The organism is Pseudomonas sp. B12(2026) (genome assembly GCF_057767015.1).
The window spans coordinates 5,765,001-5,781,698 of record NZ_CM173430.1; the positions used below are offsets into that span (position 1 = coordinate 5,765,001).

Consider the following 16,698-nt stretch of genomic DNA (forward strand, 5'->3'; position numbering starts at 1 on the left):
CCCGCCGACAGCACCCAGGTCAGCAGCATGGACAGCACCACCGCCGGGCGATGCTCGCGCACGACCACGCCCAACGGCACTTCCTCGGCCAGTTGCTTGCGCAGTTGCAGCTCGGCGAACACCGGGGTCTCGTGCAGCCAGCGACGCAGGTAGACGGAGAGCAGGCCGAAGATGCCACCGAGCAGGAATGGAATCCGCCAGGCATAGCCCTGCACTTCTTCGGCGCTGAACAGGCTGTTGATCAGCGTCGCCACCAGCGAACCGATGAGGATGCCGGCGGTCAGACCCGAAGTGAGCGTGCCGCAGGCGTAGCCCACATGACGGCGCGGGACGTGCTCGGCGACGAATACCCAGGCCCCGGGCACTTCGCCACCGATGGCGGCGCCCTGGATGACGCGCAGCAGCAACAGGGCCAGCGGCGCCCAGATGCCGATCTGCACGTAGGTCGGCAGCAGGCCCATGATCAACGTGGGAACCGCCATCAGGAAGATGCTCAGGGTGAACATCTTCTTGCGGCCCAGCAGGTCGCCGAAGTGGGCCATGATCACCCCGCCCAGCGGCCGCGCCAGGTAGCCGGCAGCGAACAGGCCGAAGGTCTGCAGCTGGCGCAACCACTCCGGCATGTCGGCGGGAAAGAACAGCTTGCCGACCACAGTGGCGAAGAACACGAAGATGATGAAGTCGTAGAACTCCAGGGCGCCGCCCAGGGCGGACAGGGCCAGGGTCTTGTAGTCGCTGCGGGTCAACGGACGTGACGCCGGCACGGCAGGAGCGTTCACAGAAGGCATTATGATTATTCTCGACAGGCAAGGCGGATGACGGCGACGGCGAGCCACCGGTGCCGCACCATAGCAAATTGCACAGGGACGACACAGGCGTGCACGCCCGGGGCAAAGCCGAACCCCAAGGTCGTCGTAGAGGACCTGGCTCTATATAATGCGGGCAGGCCGATCAAAAGCTGTCCCAAGGCCTTGCGCCGTCAGGTGTCTTGGGAGAGCTTTTCCACAACCTCACCATGAGAATGCCGGGGGCAAGAGGCCCTGACCTATGATCGAGCTCGAACAAGAAGATCCCATCCCGCAGGGTGACCTTGCCCTGCAGATTACCGCCCTGCCGCGCGAGACCAACGGCTTTGGCGACATCTTCGGTGGCTGGCTGGTGGCGCAGATGGATCTCGCCGGTACCGCCATGGCCAGCCGCATCGCCGGGGGCCGCGTCGCCACCGTGGCCATCGATCGCATGGCGTTCCTGGTCCCGGTCGCGGTCGGCGCGCAGCTCTCCTTCTATACGCAATCGCTGGAAGTCGGCCGCAGCTCGATCCGCATGCTGGTCGAGGTATGGAGCGACGATCCGCTGTCCAGCGAGTGGCGCAAGGTCACCGAAGCGGTGTTCGTCTTCGTCGCCATCGACGGCAGTGGCCGCACCCGTCCGGTTCCACCGCGCCGTGGCTGAAAACTGAAACGCCGACTGTCATGCCGGCGTTTCCGTCCTTGCCCTTCGCAATCGATCAGCGCAACGACTTTCCGCGCACCGGAGCTCCGTCAGCCTTGTAGTACTCGGCCTTGCTGCGGGGCAGGGCCTCGCGGCCACGGACCTTATCGGCGATCTTCTCGGCCATCATGATGGTGGTGGCGTTGAGGTTGCCGGTGATGATCAGCGGCATGATCGAGGCATCCACCACGCGCAGCCCCTGCATGCCGTGCACACGGCCCTCGCCATCGACCACCGCCATGTCGTCCTCGCCCATCTTGCAGGAGCAGGAGGGATGGAAGGCGGTCTCCGCATGCTCGCGGACGAACGCATCCAGTTCGGCATCGCTCTGCTTGTCCAGCCCCGGGCTGAGCTCGCGACCGCGATAGGGGTCGAGGGCCGGCTGGTTCATGATCTCGCGGGTGACGCGGATGGCATCGCGGAATTCCTGCCAGTCCTGCTCGGTGGACATGTAGTTGAACAGGATGCTCGGGTGCTTGCGCGGGTCGCGGGAGACCGCGTTGATGCGGCCGCGGCTGGGCGAGCGCATGGAGCCGACGTGGGCCTGGAAGCCATGCTCCTTCACCGCGTTGCTGCCGTTGTAGTTAATCGCCACCGGCAGGAAGTGGTACTGGATGTTCGGCCATTCGAACTCCGCACGGGTGCGGATGAAACCGCCCGCCTCGAACTGGTTGCTGGCGCCCAGGCCGGTGCCGAGGAACATCCACTCCGCGCCGATCTGCGGCTGGTTCCACCATTGCAGCGCCGGGTACAGCGAGACCGGCTGCTTGCAGGCGTACTGCAGGTACATCTCCAGGTGGTCCTGCAGGTTCTGGCCGACGCCGGGCAGGTCGTGCACCACCTCGATGCCCAGGTCGCGCAGCAATGCCGCCGGACCGACGCCGGAACGCTGCAGCAGCTGCGGCGAGGCGATGGCGCCGGAGCACACCAGCACTTCGCGGCGGGCGCGGACCTCCTTCAGCGCATTGTCATCGCCATGCAGATAGGTGGCACCGATGGCGCGCTTGCCGCTGAACAGGATGCGGTCGGTCAGCGCGTGGGTGACGATGGTCAGGTTGGCACGCTCGCGGGCCTGGTCCAGGTAGCCGCGCGCGGTGCTGGAACGGCGGCCCTGCGGGGTGACGGTGCGGTCCATCGGACCGAAGCCTTCCTGCTGGTAGCCGTTGAGGTCTTCGGTACGCGGATAGCCGGCCTGCACGCCCGCCTCGACCATGGCGTGGAACAGCGGGTTGTTGCCGGCCTTGGGCGTGGTGACGCTGACCGGGCCGTTGCCGCCGTGGAAGTCGTTGGGCCCGATGTCGCGGGTCTCGGCCTTGCGGAAGTACGGCAGGCAGTCGAGGTAGGTCCAGTCTTCCAGGCCCTTGGCCTTGGCCCAGCCATCGAAGTCCATGGCGTTGCCGCGGATGTAGCACATGCCGTTGATCAGCGAGGAGCCGCCCAGGCCCTTGCCGCGCCCGCACTCCATGCGGCGGTTGTTCATGTGCGGCTCGGGGTCGGTCACATAGGCCCAGTTGTAGCGGCGGCCCTGCAGCGGGTAGGCCAGCGCGGCGGGCATCTGGGTGCGGAAGTCGGCGCGGTAGTCCGGGCCGCCGGCTTCGAGCAGCAGGACGCTGACGTCGGCGTCCTCGGTCAGGCGGGTGGCCAGTACGTTACCGGCCGAGCCGGCGCCGATGATGATGTAGTCGAATTCCTGGGACATGCAGGCCTTCCTCTTTTTCGGGCACGACACCACCCGCGACGCGTGCGCGCCGGTGTCTGCGTATTCGGGATGGCCGGTGGTCAGGGAGTGGGGCCTGCGACCGGCCGTTCAGGGCTCGCTCGCGGCGGTCAGAACACCGAGGCGTAGTCGCCCAGCTCTACCTGCACGGATTTGATGCGAGTGTAATGAGCCAGGGTGGTCAGACCGTTCTCGCGACCGACACCCGATTGCTTGTATCCGCCAACCGGCATCTCGGCCGGCGACTCGCCCCAGGTGTTGATCCAGCAGATGCCCGCCTCGAGGCGATGGATCGCCCGGTGCGCGCGGGCCAGGTCCTGGGTGACCACGCCGGCCGCCAGGCCGTATTCGGTGTCGTTGGCGCGGCGGATGACCTCGTCCTCGCTGTCGTAGACGAGAATGCTCATCACCGGCCCGAAGATTTCCTCGCGGACGATGGTCATGTCGTCGCGGCAGTCGGTGAACACGGTCGGCGCGACATAGGCGCCCTTGCCGAACGCGCCCTGGGTGACGCGTTCGCCGCCGCACAACAGGCGGGCCTTCTGTTCCTTGCCGGACTCGATGTAGGCGAGCACGCTCTCCATGTGCGGGAAGCTCACCAGCGGGCCGAAGTTGGTGTTTTCATCCTGCGGGCTGCCGAGGCGGATGCGCTTCACCCGCTCGACCACCTTCTCCTCGAAGCGCGCCTGCAGGTTGCGCGGGATGAACACGCGGGTACCGTTGGTGCACACCTGCCCGGAGCTGAAGAAGTTGGCCATGACGGCGATGTCGGCGGCGCGGTCGAGGTTGGCGTCCTCGAAGATGATCAGCGGCGACTTGCCGCCCAGCTCCATGGTGACTTCCTTGAGCGAGGAACTGGACGCGCTGGCCATGACCTTCTTGCCGGTGGAGGTGCCGCCGGTGAAGGAGATCTTCTCGATCAGCGGGTGCTCGGTCAGCCACTGGCCGACTTCGCGGCCGCTGCCGGTGAGGACGTTGAACACGCCGTCGGGCAGGCCGGCCTCGGTGTAGATCTCGGCGAGTTTCAGCACGCTCAGCGGGGTGACCTCGCTGGGCTTGAAGATCATCGCGTTGCCGGCGGCCAGGGCCGGTGCGGATTTCCACAGGGCGATCTGGATCGGGTAGTTCCAGGCGCCGATACCGGCAACCACGCCCAGCGGCTCGCGGCGGGTGTAGACGAAGCTGGTCTCGCGCAGCGGGATCTGCTCGCCCTCGATGGCCGGAACCAGGCCGGCGTAGTACTCGAGCACGTCGGCGCCGGTGACGATGTCGACGTTGCGGGTCTCGGCCAGCGGCTTGCCGGTGTCGAGGGTTTCCAGCTCGGCCAGTTCATCGTTGCGCTGGCGGAGGATTTCCACCGCGCGGCGCAGGATGCGCGAGCGCTGCATGGCGGTCATCGCCGCCCACACCTTCTGCCCTTGCACCGCGCTCTGCACGGCGCGCTCGACGTCGTCCTTCGACGCGCGCTGGACCTGGGCGAGGACTTCACCATTGGCCGGATTGATGGTCTCGAAGGTGGCGCCGCTGGTGGCTTCCACGTAGCGACCGCCAATGTAGAGCTTCTGTACTTCGAATCGAGCCATGGTGCGAGTGTCCTCTCTTATTAGGTGTCAGTACGCAAGGCTGACGCAGCGGGCTATCCGGTCTGCTTGGCCAGTTGTTGATCGAGGTAGTCGTAGGCGATGGACAGCGCCTGCACGGTGTCGAAGGCATCGCCCGAGAGCGCGCCGCGCAGCCACAGTCCATCGATCAGCGCCGCCAGCCCGCGGGCCGCCGCGCGCGCCTGTGCGAGCGGCAGGACCCGGCGGAACTCGCAGCACAGGTTCGAATACAGGCGGTGGTCGTTGATCCGCTGCAGGCGGCGCAACGACGGCTGGTGCATGCTGGCCGCCCAGAAGGCCAGCCAGGTCTTCATCGCCGGCCCGTTGACCTGGCTCGAATCGAAGTTGCCTTCGATGATCGCGCGCAGGCGCGAGCGTGGCTCGTCGTTCTTCAGGGCCTTGCGGCGCTCGCCGACGGCCTTGCTCAGCGCCGCCATCAGGTGGCGCATGGTCGCTTCCAGGAGTCCGTTCTTGTCCTGGAAGTAGTGGCTGATGATGCCGTTGGAGACCCCCGCCAGACGGGCGATCAGGGCGATGCTGGCGTCGCCCATGCCCACCTGGTCCACCGCCTCGAGCGTGGCGTGGATCAGCTGGGAACGGCGAATCGGCTGCATACCGACCTTGGGCATTTCGTCTCTCCTCTTCGCCTGGACGTACCTGTGCCGCCCGGCGACTTCTTGGGCCAGTCTATTTTGTTTTTATTGAACGTTCAATCAACTAAGAATAAGCTGCGCTCCGTGAACCGCTCCGAGCCTTGCGTGCATGCAGGCCCGGGCCGTTCAACACCGCGTCGCTTTCCAACCCCCAAGGATCGCAGAATCCGGGCCGGAAGTGTCGCGGCGGCAATGTTGTGTCTGTAGTTCGCGGCCCGTCGCCGTGCCTTATGCACCGCCGCCGGCCGCCATGCGTTCACTGCCATGGGGTCATCCTCCAAATGAGTACTGCTTCGCCAATAAAAACAAACGAGCAGGTACGTCTGAATCCGATCGTGTTCTACGCCTCCACCGCGCTGATCCTGGTTCTGACCGCCGCCCTCATTCTCTTTCCCGACAGCGCCGGCGCGGTCCTGGGCCGCACGCAGACGTGGCTCTCGCACAGTTTCGGCTGGTATTACATGCTGGCCATCGGGGCCTATCTGTTCTTCGTCCTCTGGGTCGCGTTCTCGCGCTACGGCACCCTGAAGCTGGGCGCCGACCACGAGAAGCCGGACTTCAGCTACGGCGCCTGGGCCGGCATGCTGTTTTCCTCCGGCATCGGCATCTCGCTGCTGTACTTCGCCGCTTCCGAGCCCATCGACCACCTCTACCATCCGCCGGAAGGCGTCGCCGGCAGCCCGCAGGCGGCACGCCAGGCGCTGCAACTGACCTTCCTGCACTGGGGCGTGCACGGCTGGGCGATCTACGCGCTGGTCGGCCTCGCCGTCGGCTACTTCGCCTACCGCCACCGCCAGCCGCTGGCCCTGCGTTCGGCGCTGCTGCCGATCCTCGGCGAGCGCTGGGTGAAGGGCGCGGCCGGCCATGCGGTGGACTGCTTCGGCATCTTCGTCACCCTGCTCGGCCTGGTCACCAACCTGGGGATCGGCGCGCTGCAGGTATCCTCCGGCATCGAGTACCTGACCGGCATGCAGCACTCGAAAAGCACCCTGCTGGTCGTGCTGCTGGTGATGAGCCTGGTGGCCACGCTGGCCGCGGTCTCGGGCATCGAGAAAGGCATCCGCCGGCTGTCCAACCTGAACATCGTGCTGTTCAGTTCGCTGCTGCTCTTCGTGCTGGTCTGCGGCTCCACCCTGGAGCTGCTCAACGGCTTCGTGCAGAACCTCGGCGACTACCTCAACGGCCTGGTGCTCAAGACCTTCGACCTCTACGTCTACACCGGCGGCGGCGCCGGCAAGAACGAGGAGTGGCTGGGCCTGTGGACCCTGTTCTACTGGGCCTGGTGGATTTCCTGGGCGCCCTTCGTCGGCATGTTCATCGCCCGCATCTCCCGTGGCCGCACCGTGCGCGAACTGGTCATGGGCGTGCTGCTGATCCCGCTGGGCTTCACCCTCGCCTGGCTCTCGGTGTTCGGCAACAGCGCGCTGGAGCTGGTGATGAACCAGGGCGCCGCCGACCTCGGCAAGGCCGCGCTGGAGCAGCCGTCGATGTCGATCTACCTGTTGCTGGAGCATTACCCCTTCGCCAAGGTGGTGATCGGCCTGTCGATCTTCGTCGGCTTCGTGCTGTTCCTCACCCCGGCCGACTCCGGCTCGGTGATGCTGGCCAACCTGTCGCGCCAGGGCGGCGACCTCGACGAGGACGCCCCGCACTGGCTGCGCATCCTCTGGTCGGTGGTGATCACCCTGGTGACCATCGGCCTGCTGTTCGCCGGCAACTTCACCGCCATGCAGACGGTGGTGGTGCTGGCCGGCCTGCCCTTCTCGGCGGTGCTGATCCTGTTCATGTTCGGCCTCTACAAGGCCATGAAGGCGGACTACGAGGCGCTCCACGGCCACGCCGCGCCGCCGGTACTGGCACCGGCGGCCTGATCTCCCCAGCGGCGTCGCCCGACGCCGCTCGCCTGCCCCGGCAGGCCCTTTTGCCCGGCTACGCGCCGGGCTTTTCTTTTCCGCATCCTTGACCTGGGCCGCCCGGGCGCAGGCCCGGGCGAGCGACTATGGTTTCAGCGAAACCTCCCGGGAGACAGTCATGAACGACCACCCCCTCTGGCAGACCCTCGGCCAGCACTGGAAATGGATTGCCCTGCGCGGCGTGGCGGCGGTGATCTTCGGCATCCTGGCCATCGCCTCGCCCACCATCGCGCTCGCCGTGCTGGTGCTGGTCTGGGGCGCCTACGCCTTCGTCGACGGGGTGTTCACCCTGCTCGCCGCCGCGCGCATGCGCGAGTCGGGACGGCCGATCTGGCCACTGGTGCTGGTCGGCCTGCTGGGCGTCGGCGCGGGGCTGGTGGCGTTCTTCTGGCCGGCGCTGACGGCGCTCAGCCTGCTCATGCTGATCGCCATCTGGGCGCTGTTCACCGGCATCCTGCAGATCAGCGCGGCGATCCGCCTGCGCAAGGCGCTGGCCAACGAATGGTGGATGGGGCTTTCCGGGGTGCTGTCGGTGCTGTTCGGCGTGATGATGATCGCCAACCCCGGCGCCGGCGCGGTCGCGGTGGTGTGGGTGATCGGCGCCTACTCGGTGTTCTTCGGGGTGATGCTGGTGATGCTCGCCCTGCGCCTGCGCAAGACCTCGACCCTCGATGCCTGAGCGGGACTGGTGCCTGTTGCGCCTGGACGACAACGGCAACCGCTTCGTCATGCGCCGCCAGCTGACCCGCGCCGAGGCCGAAGCCCTGGCGCGGGACTACCAGGCGCGCGGGCACCGGCAGACCTACTGGGCGGAACGCGAGACGCCCCGCCCCGCCTGACTCAGCAGCCGGTCAGGCGCTCTTCCACTCGCTCGGCGGGGAAGAACAGCGGACGCAGGCGCACCCCCACGGCATTGCCGAAAAAGGCCGCGACCAGCCACAGCCAGCCATGCAGGCTGCCCGAGGCGATGCCGCTGAAGTACGCGCCGATGTTGCAGCCGTAGGCCAGGCGCGCGCCGTAGCCGAGCAGCAGGCCACCGATCACCGCCGCCGCCAGCGAGCGCGCCGGGATCTTCAGGTTCGGCGCGAAACGCCCGGCCAGGCCGGCGGCCAGCAGCGCGCCGAGCATGATGCCGAAGTCCATGACACTGGTGATGTCCTGCCAGACCGGCGCGGCCAGCGCCTTGGCATTCGCCTCCGCCTGCCAGAAGGCCCAGTCGTGGACCGACAGGCCCAGTGTCTCGGCAGCCTTGGCGCCCCACAGGGCAAAGGCCGAGGTGACGCCCCACGGCCGCCCGGCCAGCGCCAGGGTGGCGAAGTTCAGCAGCGCCAGCGCCACCGCGCCCCACACCAGCGGCCAGGGGCCGCGCAGGAAGCGGCCGGCGCCGTGCTCGCCGTTGCTGGCGATCAGCTCCAGCACGCCATGGCGGCGGCGTTCGAGCACCACGCTGACCGCGGCGATGGCGGCGAACAGCGCCAGGCTCAGCGCCAGCGCCGGGAACAGGCCGAGGGACTGCACGATGGACGTCGGCGGCAGCGACGGCAGGGCGAACCACCAGCCGATGTGATGCGTGGCGACCAGCGAGCCGACGATGAAGAACAGCAGGGTCACCAGCATCCGCGCATTGCCGCCGCCCACGGTGAACAGCGTGCCGGAGGCGCAGCCACCGCCCAGCTGCATGCCGATGCCGAACAGGAAGGCGCCGACGATCACCGAGGTGCCCGCCGGCGACACCAGCCCCTTCACCGGCTCGCCGAACAGGGTGCCGGCGGCGAGTGCGGGGAAGAACAGCAGCACCGCCAGCGCCAGCATCACCATCTGCGCGCGCAGCCCGGCGCCCCGGCGTTCGCGGATGAACACACGCCAGGCCGAGGTGAAGCCGAAGGCGGCGTGGTAAAGCGTCAGCCCCAACGCGCCGCCGACCAGGAACAGCAGGGCCAGGCGACCGCTCGCCGCCTGCGCGAGAAACAGCGCGCCCGCCAGCAGCAACAGCAGGGCAACCCAGAGCGCGCCGGATTTGCGCTCGGGTACGGTGGACAGGGCTAGGCTCATGGCGCCTCCAGGCAGTGCGTTTGCAGAGGGGCAGCAGTTTAGGGGGCGCAATGCCCGCCGCCAACTTCGTAAGTCGGCTAAGCAAATAGCCTGGCGTTACATCGCCCATGCCTTGGGGTGAATAACGCCCCAAGCGTTATCCAGCATCATCGCCGCCCCGAACCGCCCACGGCGGATGCCCGGCGAGCGCTCAGGCCCACGCCTTGCGCAGCGCCTTCAGCGCCTCGGCGATGCGCGCCTCGGGCACCGCCGCGAAGCCCAGCACCAGCCCGGCGCGGCGGTCTTCCGGCTCGCTGGATTCCGGCAGCCAGTAGTCGCTCAGCGCGTTCACCTCCACGCCCACGGCCGCCGCGCGCTGCACCAGCTCGCGTTCGCGCTCGCGGCTGTCGACCCGCACGCACAGGTGCAGTCCGGCCTCCACCGCCGGCAGCGGCGCGCAGCCGGAAACCTCCGGCCAGCCGCGCAGCAGCGCATCGCGCCGGCTGCGGGCGGCGCGGCGCATGCGGCGCACGTGACGCTGGAAATGCCCTTCGGCGATGAAGTCGGCCATCACCCGCTGGGTGCCGACCTCGGAGTGCCGCACATCCAGCGCGCGGCGCCGGGAGAAGGCCTGCGCCAGCGCCGGCGGGACCACCAGGTAGCCCAGGCGCAGCGCCGGGAAGGCGATCTTGCAGAAGGTGCCGACGTAGAGCACGCGGTCGTGGCGATCCAGCGCCGCCAGCGGCATCAGCGGGGTGCCGCTGTAGCGGTACTCGCCGTCGTAGTCGTCCTCGACGATCCAGCCGCCGCTGCGTTCGGCCCATTCCAGCAGCTCCAGGCGCCGCGCCAGCGACAGCGTCACCCCGGTCGGGTACTGGTGCGAGGGGGTGACGTAGACCAGCCGGCAGCCGGGCAGCTCCTTCAGCGCGCCGGTGCACAGGCCCTCGCCGTCCACCGGCACGCCGTGCAGGCGCGCGCCGGCGGTGGCGAAGGCGTGGCCGGCGGCGCGGTAGCCGGGGTTCTCGATGGCCGCGCCGTCGCCCTCGGCCAGCAGCACCTGGGCGCACAGCGCGATGCCCTGCTGGGCACCGCTGGTGATGATGATCTGCCGGGCGTCGCAGTGCAGGCCGCGGGTGCTGCGCAGGTAGGCGGCGACCAGTTCGCGCAGGCGCTGCTCGCCGGCCGGGTCGCCGTAGCCCAGGCAATCCGGCGGCGGGTCGCGCCAGAAACGCGCCTGCAGCCGCGCCCAGGTGTCGAAGGGAAACAGGTCGAAGGCCGGCACGCCGACCCGGAAGGCACGCGGCGCGCCGCTGGGCGGCAACGGCAGATGGTGCCGTTCCAGGCGCTCCAGCGACGGCGCATCCACGCTGCGCGGCTCGCCGCGCACGGCGTCCACCGCCGGCTGCACCCGCTCCGCCACATAAGTGCCGTCGCCGGTGCGGCCCTCGATGTAGCCCTCGGCATAGAGCTGCTCGTAGGCGCGCACCACGGTATTGCGCGAAACGCCCAGCGACGCCGCCAGGTCGCGGCTCGCCGGCAGCCGCGAGCGCGCCGCCAAGCGGCCGTCGAGGATGCGCTCGCGCAGCGCCTGGAACAGCTGCAGACCCAGCGGGCGCGCGGGATCGAGACGAATGCCGGAAGGGTTGAAAGGCAGCGGGACGCTCATGGGACGGATTCCGGAACGGCGATAATGGTTCCTTTAATTTCACCATGAATGGCTCTTTAGCAGAACCAATTCCCGACCTAGTCTGGAATCACTCCAACACACACAAGGCCGTCACCATGTCTTCCGCTGTCGAGATCCGCCCGATCACCGCTGACGATCACGCCGCCTGGCTGCCGCTCTGGCAGGGCTACCAGCGCTTCTACAAGACCACTATCGACGAGGCCACCAGCGCCCTCACCTGGCAACGCTTCCTCGACCCGGCCGAGCCGATGCACGCCGCCCTCGCCTGGCGCGGCGGCGAGGCCATCGGCATGGTGCACTTCATCTACCACCGCTCCTGCTGGACCCGGGGCGACTACGTCTACCTGCAGGACCTGTACGTCGCCGAAGGCCAGCGCGGCGGCGGCACCGGCGCGGCGCTGATCGAGCACGTCTACGCCGACGCCCGCGCCAGCGGCGCCGCGCGGGTGCACTGGCTGACCCACGAGAGCAACACCGACGCCATGTTCCTCTACGACCGGATCGCCGACCGCTCCGGTTTCGTCCAGTACCGCAAGATCATCTGACCCCGGAGCCACCCATGAGCGAGCAGCAACCGCTGAACTGGCGCCCGGTCGCCAGCCCCGAACGCCACACCCTGCCCGGCCGCTACGTGAACCTGGCGCCGCTGGACCCGGCCAGCCACGCCGACGACCTGTGGCTGGCGCTGCAGGGCCCTGGCTCCGACCCGGCGCTGTGGGACTACCTGGCCTACGGCCCGTTCACCGAACGCGCGGATTTCGACGCCTGGCTCGCCGGCAACGCGGCCAGCGCCGACCCGCTGTTCTTCGCCGTGATCGACCGCGCCAGCGGCCGCGCCGTCGGCCTGCTCAGCTTCCTGCGCATCACCCCGAAGGACGGCGTGATCGAGATCGGCCACATCGCCTTCGGCCGCGTCATGCAGCGCACGCCGGCCTCCACCGAGGCGGTCTACCTGCTCGCCCGGCTGGCCTTCGAGTTGGGCTACCGGCGCCTGGAATGGAAGTGCAATTCGCTCAACGCCCGCTCGATGCGCGCCGCGCAGCGCCTGGGCTTCACCTTCGAGGGCAGCTTCCGCCAGCACATGGTGGTGAAGGACCGCAACCGCGACACCGCCTGGTTCTCCATCCTCGACAGCGAATGGCCGCGCTGCCGGCGGGCCTTCGACGCCTGGCTGGACGCGTCCAACTTCGACGGCGAAAGACTGCAGCGGACGCACCTGGCGGACCTGCGCCAGGGCTGATCTTTTCATTCTCCGGGAACTGCCCGGCGCGGGGAGGATCGGTGATACTGACCTTTTCCCATCGCAGCCCCGGAGACCGCCATGAGCAGCGATATCCAGACGCCCCGCGTCGAGCAGGTGCAGGTCGACGAACTGCCCTGCTGGCGCATCCATACCGCCCATGGTGAGGCCCTGATCGCCCAGCAGGGCGCGCAACTGCTGAGCTACCAGCCCCACGAGCAGCCGCCGCTGGTGTGGCTGAGCGAAACCGCCGAGTTCCGCCACGGCCAGTCCCTGCGCGGCGGCGTGCCGGTGTGCTGGCCGTGGTTCGGCGGCCTGGAGCGCAACCCGGTGGATGTGCGCGCCGCCTTCGCCGGCGACAGCGCCCCGGCCCACGGCCTGGTGCGCGCCGTGGACTGGCAGCTGGACGACATCGCCGACGAACTGGGCCAGCTGGCCGTGCACTTCAGCATCGACGCCCGCCACGGCCTGCCCGGCTGGCCGCATTCGGCGCGCCTGGAACTGGTGATGCGCTTCGGCGAACGCCTGGCCCTGGAGCTGACCACCCACAACCTCGGCGACAAGCCGCTGCCGGTGAGCCAGGCGCTGCACACCTACTTCGCGGTGAGCGACAGCCGCGAGATCGGCATCGACGGCCTGCAGGGCTGCCGCTACATCGAGACCCTGGAGAACTGGGAAGAACGCGAGCAGCACGGCCTGGTGCGCATCGCCGGGGAAACCGACCGCATCTACCTGGACGTGGAGAAGCCCCTGGTGATCCGCGATCCGCTCTGGGAGCGCGGCATCCACATCCAGGCCAGAGGCTCGCGCTCGGCGGTGGTGTGGAACCCCTGGGTCGACAAGGCCGCGCGCCTGTCGCAGTTCCCCGACGATGCCTGGCAGAACATGCTGTGCATCGAGACCGCGCGGGTCTGGGACGACGTGATGAGCGTCGCGCCGGGGCGCAGCGAGACGATGAAGGTGGAGATCTGGGGTGAGCCGCTGAAAAGCTGAGGCTTGCTCTTCGTAGGAGCGGACCTTGTCCGCGATTGGCCCCGTGCCGTGCGGATCGCGGACAAGGTCCGCTCCTACGACAGCGAATTCGGTAGGGCGAATGGCGCCTCTGGCGTTCGTTATCCGCCGTCCTGTTCGGTGTTCATGCGCCGCTTCGGCGTGTGCTGAGAGATTTGGTTTCGCCCTCCCGGGCGAGTCCCTTTTGGGGCCCCAAAAGGAACCAAAAGGGCCCGTCCCGACATCCGGGTCTTCGCTGCGCTCAGACTTCCCTCGCTCCGGTATTGCTCCGAGGGTCGGCGTACAAGGGCCGTCCCTGGCCCTTTACGCCTCTCGCGGCATCCATGCCGCTCGCCCCTCTGCGCAATACCTCCACTCGGCCTCCTGACGGGACTCTGCGCGCGCCGGATGTTTCGGTGTGGCAGGCAGAGCCGGAGCTGAAGGATTGCTCTTCGTAGGATGGCGTGGAGCGAAGCGATACCCATCACGGCGGATAACCCTGCGCGTAGCCGAGGCTGTGGCCGCTTTTCGTAGGAGCGAGCGTGCTCGCGAACCGCCTGACGCCGGAGCCGCCGGGAAATCCGTTCGCGAGCAAGCTCGCTCCTACGGGAAGAGCCGCGCGGCGCGAGGGCTACAGGTCGCTCTCTTGCACCGGCCGCACCCTGGCGTCGTCGATGGCGTAGGCGGCGTCGGCCATTTCGTTGCTGACCTTCTCGATCTTCAGCGTGCCGCTGACCCAGATCGGGCTGTAGATGTCGTCGAGCTTGATGCCCTTGGGGTAGCGCACCAGCACGATCTGGTTCGGCGGCGGCGGCGGCACGTGGATGCAGGCGCCCGGGTAGGGCACCAGGAAGAATTCGGTGACGCGGCCCTTGGCGTCGTTCTCCAGCGGCACCGGGTAGCCGCCCAGGCGCAGCGCCTTGCCGTTCAGCGCGGCGACGGTCTTGGCGGAATACATCACCGCCGGCATCTTCCTGTCGGTCTGCTTCAGGCCGCCCTTGTTGGTGAAGGTGCCGTTGGCTTCGGGGCCGTTGTGGGTGATTTCCGGCATGTCTTCCAGCGCCTTGCGGTCACTGGGCGGCATCAGGGACAGCCAGTCGGTTTCGGGAAGTTCGGCAGCGGATGCCAGGGAAGTCAGCAGCACCAGGCTGCAGGCGAGCAATGTACGGCGCATCGTGGACTCGAAAGGCCCGGTCGGGCACAGGCGGGAGTTCCTCCAGCACCCCCTCCCGTTGCGGGAGAGGGCCGGAAATCACCGTCAATTCTTCTTGATCAGGCCGTAAATGACCAGCAGGACGACGGCGCCGATTATCGCGCCGATGAAGCCGGCCGCCTGGCCCGCGGCGTAGATGCCCAGTGTCTGGCCGCCATAGGTGGCCAGGAGCGAGCCGCCGATGCCGATCAGGATGGTCATGATCCAGCCCATGCTGTCGTCGCCCGGCTTCAGGAAGCGCGCGATGAGTCCGACGATCAGGCCGATGACGATGGTTCCGATGAAGCCCATGACAGTCCCTCCTTGTGGGTTGAGCGCGGTAGGTGCGCGCCTGCCATGGGACAGTGTAGAAAACCCCGGCGTTCCGTGTTCCACCCGCGCCAGCGCGGGAGACGGGCAGAAAAAAGCCGCGTCGGGATCGACGCGGCTTGTTCGGGACGCCGTGAGCGGCAGGCCGTCAGCCCCTGGCGATCAGCGCCTCGACCTCGGCGATGCGCGCCTTCAGGGTCGGCAGGTCGGCGCAGCGCAAGGTGGCGTGGCCGACCTTGCGCCCGGCCTTGAAGGCCTTGCCGTAGTGGTGCAGGTGGCAGTCGGAGATGCTCAGGACCTTGGCCACCGGCGGCACTTCGCCGATGAAGTTGAGCATGGCGCTCTCGCCGACCTTGGCGGTGGAGCCCAGCGGCAGGCCGGCGACGGCGCGCAGGTGGTTCTCGAACTGGCTGCACTGCGCCCCTTCGATGGTCCAGTGCCCGGAGTTGTGCACGCGCGGGGCGATCTCGTTGGCCTTCAGGCCGCCGTCGACCTCGAAGAACTCGAAGGCCATCACGCCGACGTATTCCAGCTTGTCCAGCACGCGGCCGACGTAGTCTTCGGCCAGCGCCTGCAGCGGGTGTTCGCTGCTGGCCACGGACAGGCGCAGGATGCCGTTCTCGTGGGTGTTGTGCACCAGCGGGTAGAAGCGGGTCTCGCCGTCGCGGGCGCGCACCGCCACCAGCGAGACTTCGCCGGTGAAGGGTACGAAGCCTTCGAGGATGCAGGGCACGCTGCCCAGCTCGGCGAAGGCGCCGGCGACGTCCTCGGGCTTGCGCAGGACCTTCTGGCCCTTGCCGTCGTAGCCCAGGGTGCGGGTCTTGAGCACCGCCGGCAGGCCGATCCCGGCCACGGCGGCGTCGAGGCCGGCCTGGGACTGCACGTCGGCGAAGGCCGGGGTGGGAATGCCCAGGTCCTTGAACATGGACTTCTCGAACCAGCGGTCGCGGGCGATGCGCAGCGACTCGGCGCTCGGATAGACCGGCACGAACTGCGAGAGGAAGGCCACGGTCTCGGCCGGCACGCTCTCGAACTCGAAGGTCACCAGGTCGACCTCATCGGCCAGCCGGCGCAGGTGCTCCTGGTCGCTGTAGTCGGCGCGGATGTGCTCGCCCAGGGCCTGTGCGCAGGCGTCCGGAGCCGGGTCGAGGAAGGCGAAGTTCATGCCCAGCGGAGTACCCGCCAGGGACAGCATGCGGCCGAGCTGACCGCCACCGATGACACCGATTTTCATGTTCTGCTCGCTCTCTTTCAGCTGTCACGCGGGTCCGGGTTGTCCAGCACCATGTCGGTCTGCTCGCGCCGGAAGTCCTTCAGGGCCACGTGATATTTCGGGTACTTGCCGCCCAGGATGCTCGCCGCCAGCAGGGCCGCGTTGATCGCGCCGGCCTTGCCGATGGCCAGGGTGGCGACCGGCACGCCGGCCGGCATCTGCACGATGGACAGCAGCGAATCGACGCCCGAGAGCATGGAGGATTGCACCGGCACGCCGAGCACCGGCAGGTGGGTCTTGGCGGCGCACATGCCCGGCAGGTGGGCCGCGCCGCCGGCGCCGGCGATGATCACTTCGATGCCGCGGCCTTCGGCCTCTTCGGCGTACTGGAACAGCAGGTCCGGGGTGCGGTGGGCGGAAACCACCTTCACTTCGTACGGAATGCCGAGCTTGTCCAGCATGTCCGCGGTGTGGCTCAGGGTGCTCCAGTCGGATTTGGAACCCATGATCACGCCAACCAGTGCGCTCATCGTCGTGCCTCTCTCAAGTGCGCTCTTGGGCGCGTCAGAAACCAACAAGCCACGCTCGTCGGAGGCGTGGCTTGTACGTGGCCAAACCGGCGGGCAGTGCCGGCTTGAAG

General features: G+C 68.1%; 17 protein-coding genes (1 of these 17 cut by a window edge). 7 read left to right on the forward strand and 10 right to left on the reverse strand.

The window, feature by feature from the left end:
• On the reverse strand, nucleotides 1-788 hold the 5' portion of the coding sequence (locus AC3B6A_RS26765) for an MFS transporter (RefSeq protein WP_488400112.1). 532 nt of this gene lie to the left of the window's left edge; the window shows 788 of its 1,320 coding nt (coding positions 1-788); the start codon lies at nucleotides 786-788; its stop codon lies off the left edge, out of view.
• A gap of 259 nt (nucleotides 789-1,047) precedes the next feature.
• Here AC3B6A_RS26765 and AC3B6A_RS26770 point away from each other — a divergent pair, with 259 nt between their 5' ends.
• The gene (locus AC3B6A_RS26770) at nucleotides 1,048-1,452 is read left to right on the forward strand and encodes an acyl-CoA thioesterase (protein ID WP_015479588.1); all 405 of its coding nucleotides are present in this window, start codon (nucleotides 1,048-1,050) and stop codon (nucleotides 1,450-1,452) included.
• 55 nt (nucleotides 1,453-1,507) lie between these two features.
• On the opposite strand, the gene betA is transcribed toward AC3B6A_RS26770, so the two are convergent.
• The 3 genes from betA to betI all read right to left on the reverse strand — a co-directional run bounded on the left by betA (nucleotide 1,508) and on the right by betI (nucleotide 5,438).
• Nucleotides 1,508-3,190 (reverse strand): choline dehydrogenase, encoded by a 1,683-nt coding sequence (gene betA / locus AC3B6A_RS26775; protein WP_488400113.1) that lies wholly within the window; start codon nucleotides 3,188-3,190, stop codon nucleotides 1,508-1,510.
• Nucleotides 3,191-3,318: 128 nt separating this feature from the next.
• Nucleotides 3,319-4,791 carry a betaine-aldehyde dehydrogenase gene (betB, locus tag AC3B6A_RS26780; RefSeq protein WP_488400114.1) on the reverse strand — a complete coding sequence of 491 codons (1,473 nt, stop codon included), beginning with the start codon at nucleotides 4,789-4,791 and terminating at the stop codon, nucleotides 3,319-3,321.
• Between the two features lie 53 nt (nucleotides 4,792-4,844).
• Nucleotides 4,845-5,438, reverse strand: coding sequence for a transcriptional regulator BetI (gene betI / locus AC3B6A_RS26785; RefSeq protein ID WP_488400115.1), 594 nt, complete (start codon nucleotides 5,436-5,438; stop codon nucleotides 4,845-4,847).
• Nucleotides 5,439-5,797: 359 nt separating this feature from the next.
• Between betI and AC3B6A_RS26790 the strand changes: the two genes are divergently transcribed.
• The 3 genes from AC3B6A_RS26790 to AC3B6A_RS26800 all read left to right on the forward strand — a co-directional run bounded on the left by AC3B6A_RS26790 (nucleotide 5,798) and on the right by AC3B6A_RS26800 (nucleotide 8,214).
• Nucleotides 5,798-7,333 (forward strand): BCCT family transporter, encoded by a 1,536-nt coding sequence (locus AC3B6A_RS26790; protein ID WP_488400116.1) that lies wholly within the window; start codon nucleotides 5,798-5,800, stop codon nucleotides 7,331-7,333.
• A 160-nt stretch (nucleotides 7,334-7,493) separates the two neighbouring features.
• Nucleotides 7,494-8,054 carry an HdeD family acid-resistance protein gene (locus AC3B6A_RS26795; RefSeq protein WP_488400117.1) on the forward strand — a complete coding sequence of 187 codons (561 nt, stop codon included), beginning with the start codon at nucleotides 7,494-7,496 and terminating at the stop codon, nucleotides 8,052-8,054.
• Nucleotides 8,047-8,214, forward strand: a complete 168-nt coding sequence (locus AC3B6A_RS26800) for a hypothetical protein (protein ID WP_488400118.1) — start codon at nucleotides 8,047-8,049, stop codon at nucleotides 8,212-8,214. Before AC3B6A_RS26795 ends, AC3B6A_RS26800 begins: the two co-directional genes overlap by 8 nt.
• 1 nt (nucleotide 8,215) lies before the next feature.
• On the opposite strand, the gene AC3B6A_RS26805 is transcribed toward AC3B6A_RS26800, so the two are convergent.
• Entirely contained in the window at nucleotides 8,216-9,427 is a 1,212-nt protein-coding gene (locus AC3B6A_RS26805; RefSeq protein ID WP_488400119.1) for a YeeE/YedE family protein, read from the reverse strand.
• Nucleotides 9,428-9,617: 190 nt separating this feature from the next.
• A complete protein-coding gene (gene pdxR / locus AC3B6A_RS26810) occupies nucleotides 9,618-11,072 on the reverse strand; it encodes a MocR-like pyridoxine biosynthesis transcription factor PdxR (RefSeq protein WP_488400120.1) in 1,455 nt (484 codons plus the stop codon).
• A 116-nt stretch (nucleotides 11,073-11,188) separates the two neighbouring features.
• Here pdxR and AC3B6A_RS26815 point away from each other — a divergent pair, with 116 nt between their 5' ends.
• The 3 genes from AC3B6A_RS26815 to AC3B6A_RS26825 all read left to right on the forward strand — a co-directional run bounded on the left by AC3B6A_RS26815 (nucleotide 11,189) and on the right by AC3B6A_RS26825 (nucleotide 13,326).
• Nucleotides 11,189-11,638, forward strand: coding sequence for a GNAT family N-acetyltransferase (locus AC3B6A_RS26815; RefSeq protein WP_488400121.1), 450 nt, complete (start codon nucleotides 11,189-11,191; stop codon nucleotides 11,636-11,638).
• Nucleotides 11,639-11,652: 14 nt separating this feature from the next.
• On the forward strand, nucleotides 11,653-12,333 hold the full coding sequence (locus AC3B6A_RS26820; protein WP_488400122.1) for a GNAT family N-acetyltransferase: 681 nt from the start codon (nucleotides 11,653-11,655) through the stop codon (nucleotides 12,331-12,333).
• Nucleotides 12,334-12,414: 81 nt separating this feature from the next.
• Nucleotides 12,415-13,326 carry a D-hexose-6-phosphate mutarotase gene (locus AC3B6A_RS26825; RefSeq protein WP_488400123.1) on the forward strand — a complete coding sequence of 304 codons (912 nt, stop codon included), beginning with the start codon at nucleotides 12,415-12,417 and terminating at the stop codon, nucleotides 13,324-13,326.
• Nucleotides 13,327-13,954: 628 nt separating this feature from the next.
• On the opposite strand, the gene AC3B6A_RS26830 is transcribed toward AC3B6A_RS26825, so the two are convergent.
• The 4 genes from AC3B6A_RS26830 to purE all read right to left on the reverse strand — a co-directional run bounded on the left by AC3B6A_RS26830 (nucleotide 13,955) and on the right by purE (nucleotide 16,588).
• The gene (locus tag AC3B6A_RS26830) at nucleotides 13,955-14,497 is read right to left on the reverse strand and encodes a DUF3299 domain-containing protein (protein WP_488400124.1); all 543 of its coding nucleotides are present in this window, start codon (nucleotides 14,495-14,497) and stop codon (nucleotides 13,955-13,957) included.
• A gap of 84 nt (nucleotides 14,498-14,581) precedes the next feature.
• The gene (locus AC3B6A_RS26835) at nucleotides 14,582-14,827 is read right to left on the reverse strand and encodes a GlsB/YeaQ/YmgE family stress response membrane protein (protein WP_488400125.1); all 246 of its coding nucleotides are present in this window, start codon (nucleotides 14,825-14,827) and stop codon (nucleotides 14,582-14,584) included.
• 166 nt (nucleotides 14,828-14,993) lie between these two features.
• Nucleotides 14,994-16,079, reverse strand: a complete 1,086-nt coding sequence (locus AC3B6A_RS26840) for a 5-(carboxyamino)imidazole ribonucleotide synthase (protein WP_488400126.1) — start codon at nucleotides 16,077-16,079, stop codon at nucleotides 14,994-14,996.
• A gap of 17 nt (nucleotides 16,080-16,096) precedes the next feature.
• The gene (gene purE / locus AC3B6A_RS26845; RefSeq protein WP_488400127.1) at nucleotides 16,097-16,588 is read right to left on the reverse strand and encodes a 5-(carboxyamino)imidazole ribonucleotide mutase; all 492 of its coding nucleotides are present in this window, start codon (nucleotides 16,586-16,588) and stop codon (nucleotides 16,097-16,099) included.
• Nucleotides 16,589-16,698: the final 110 nt, after the last annotated feature.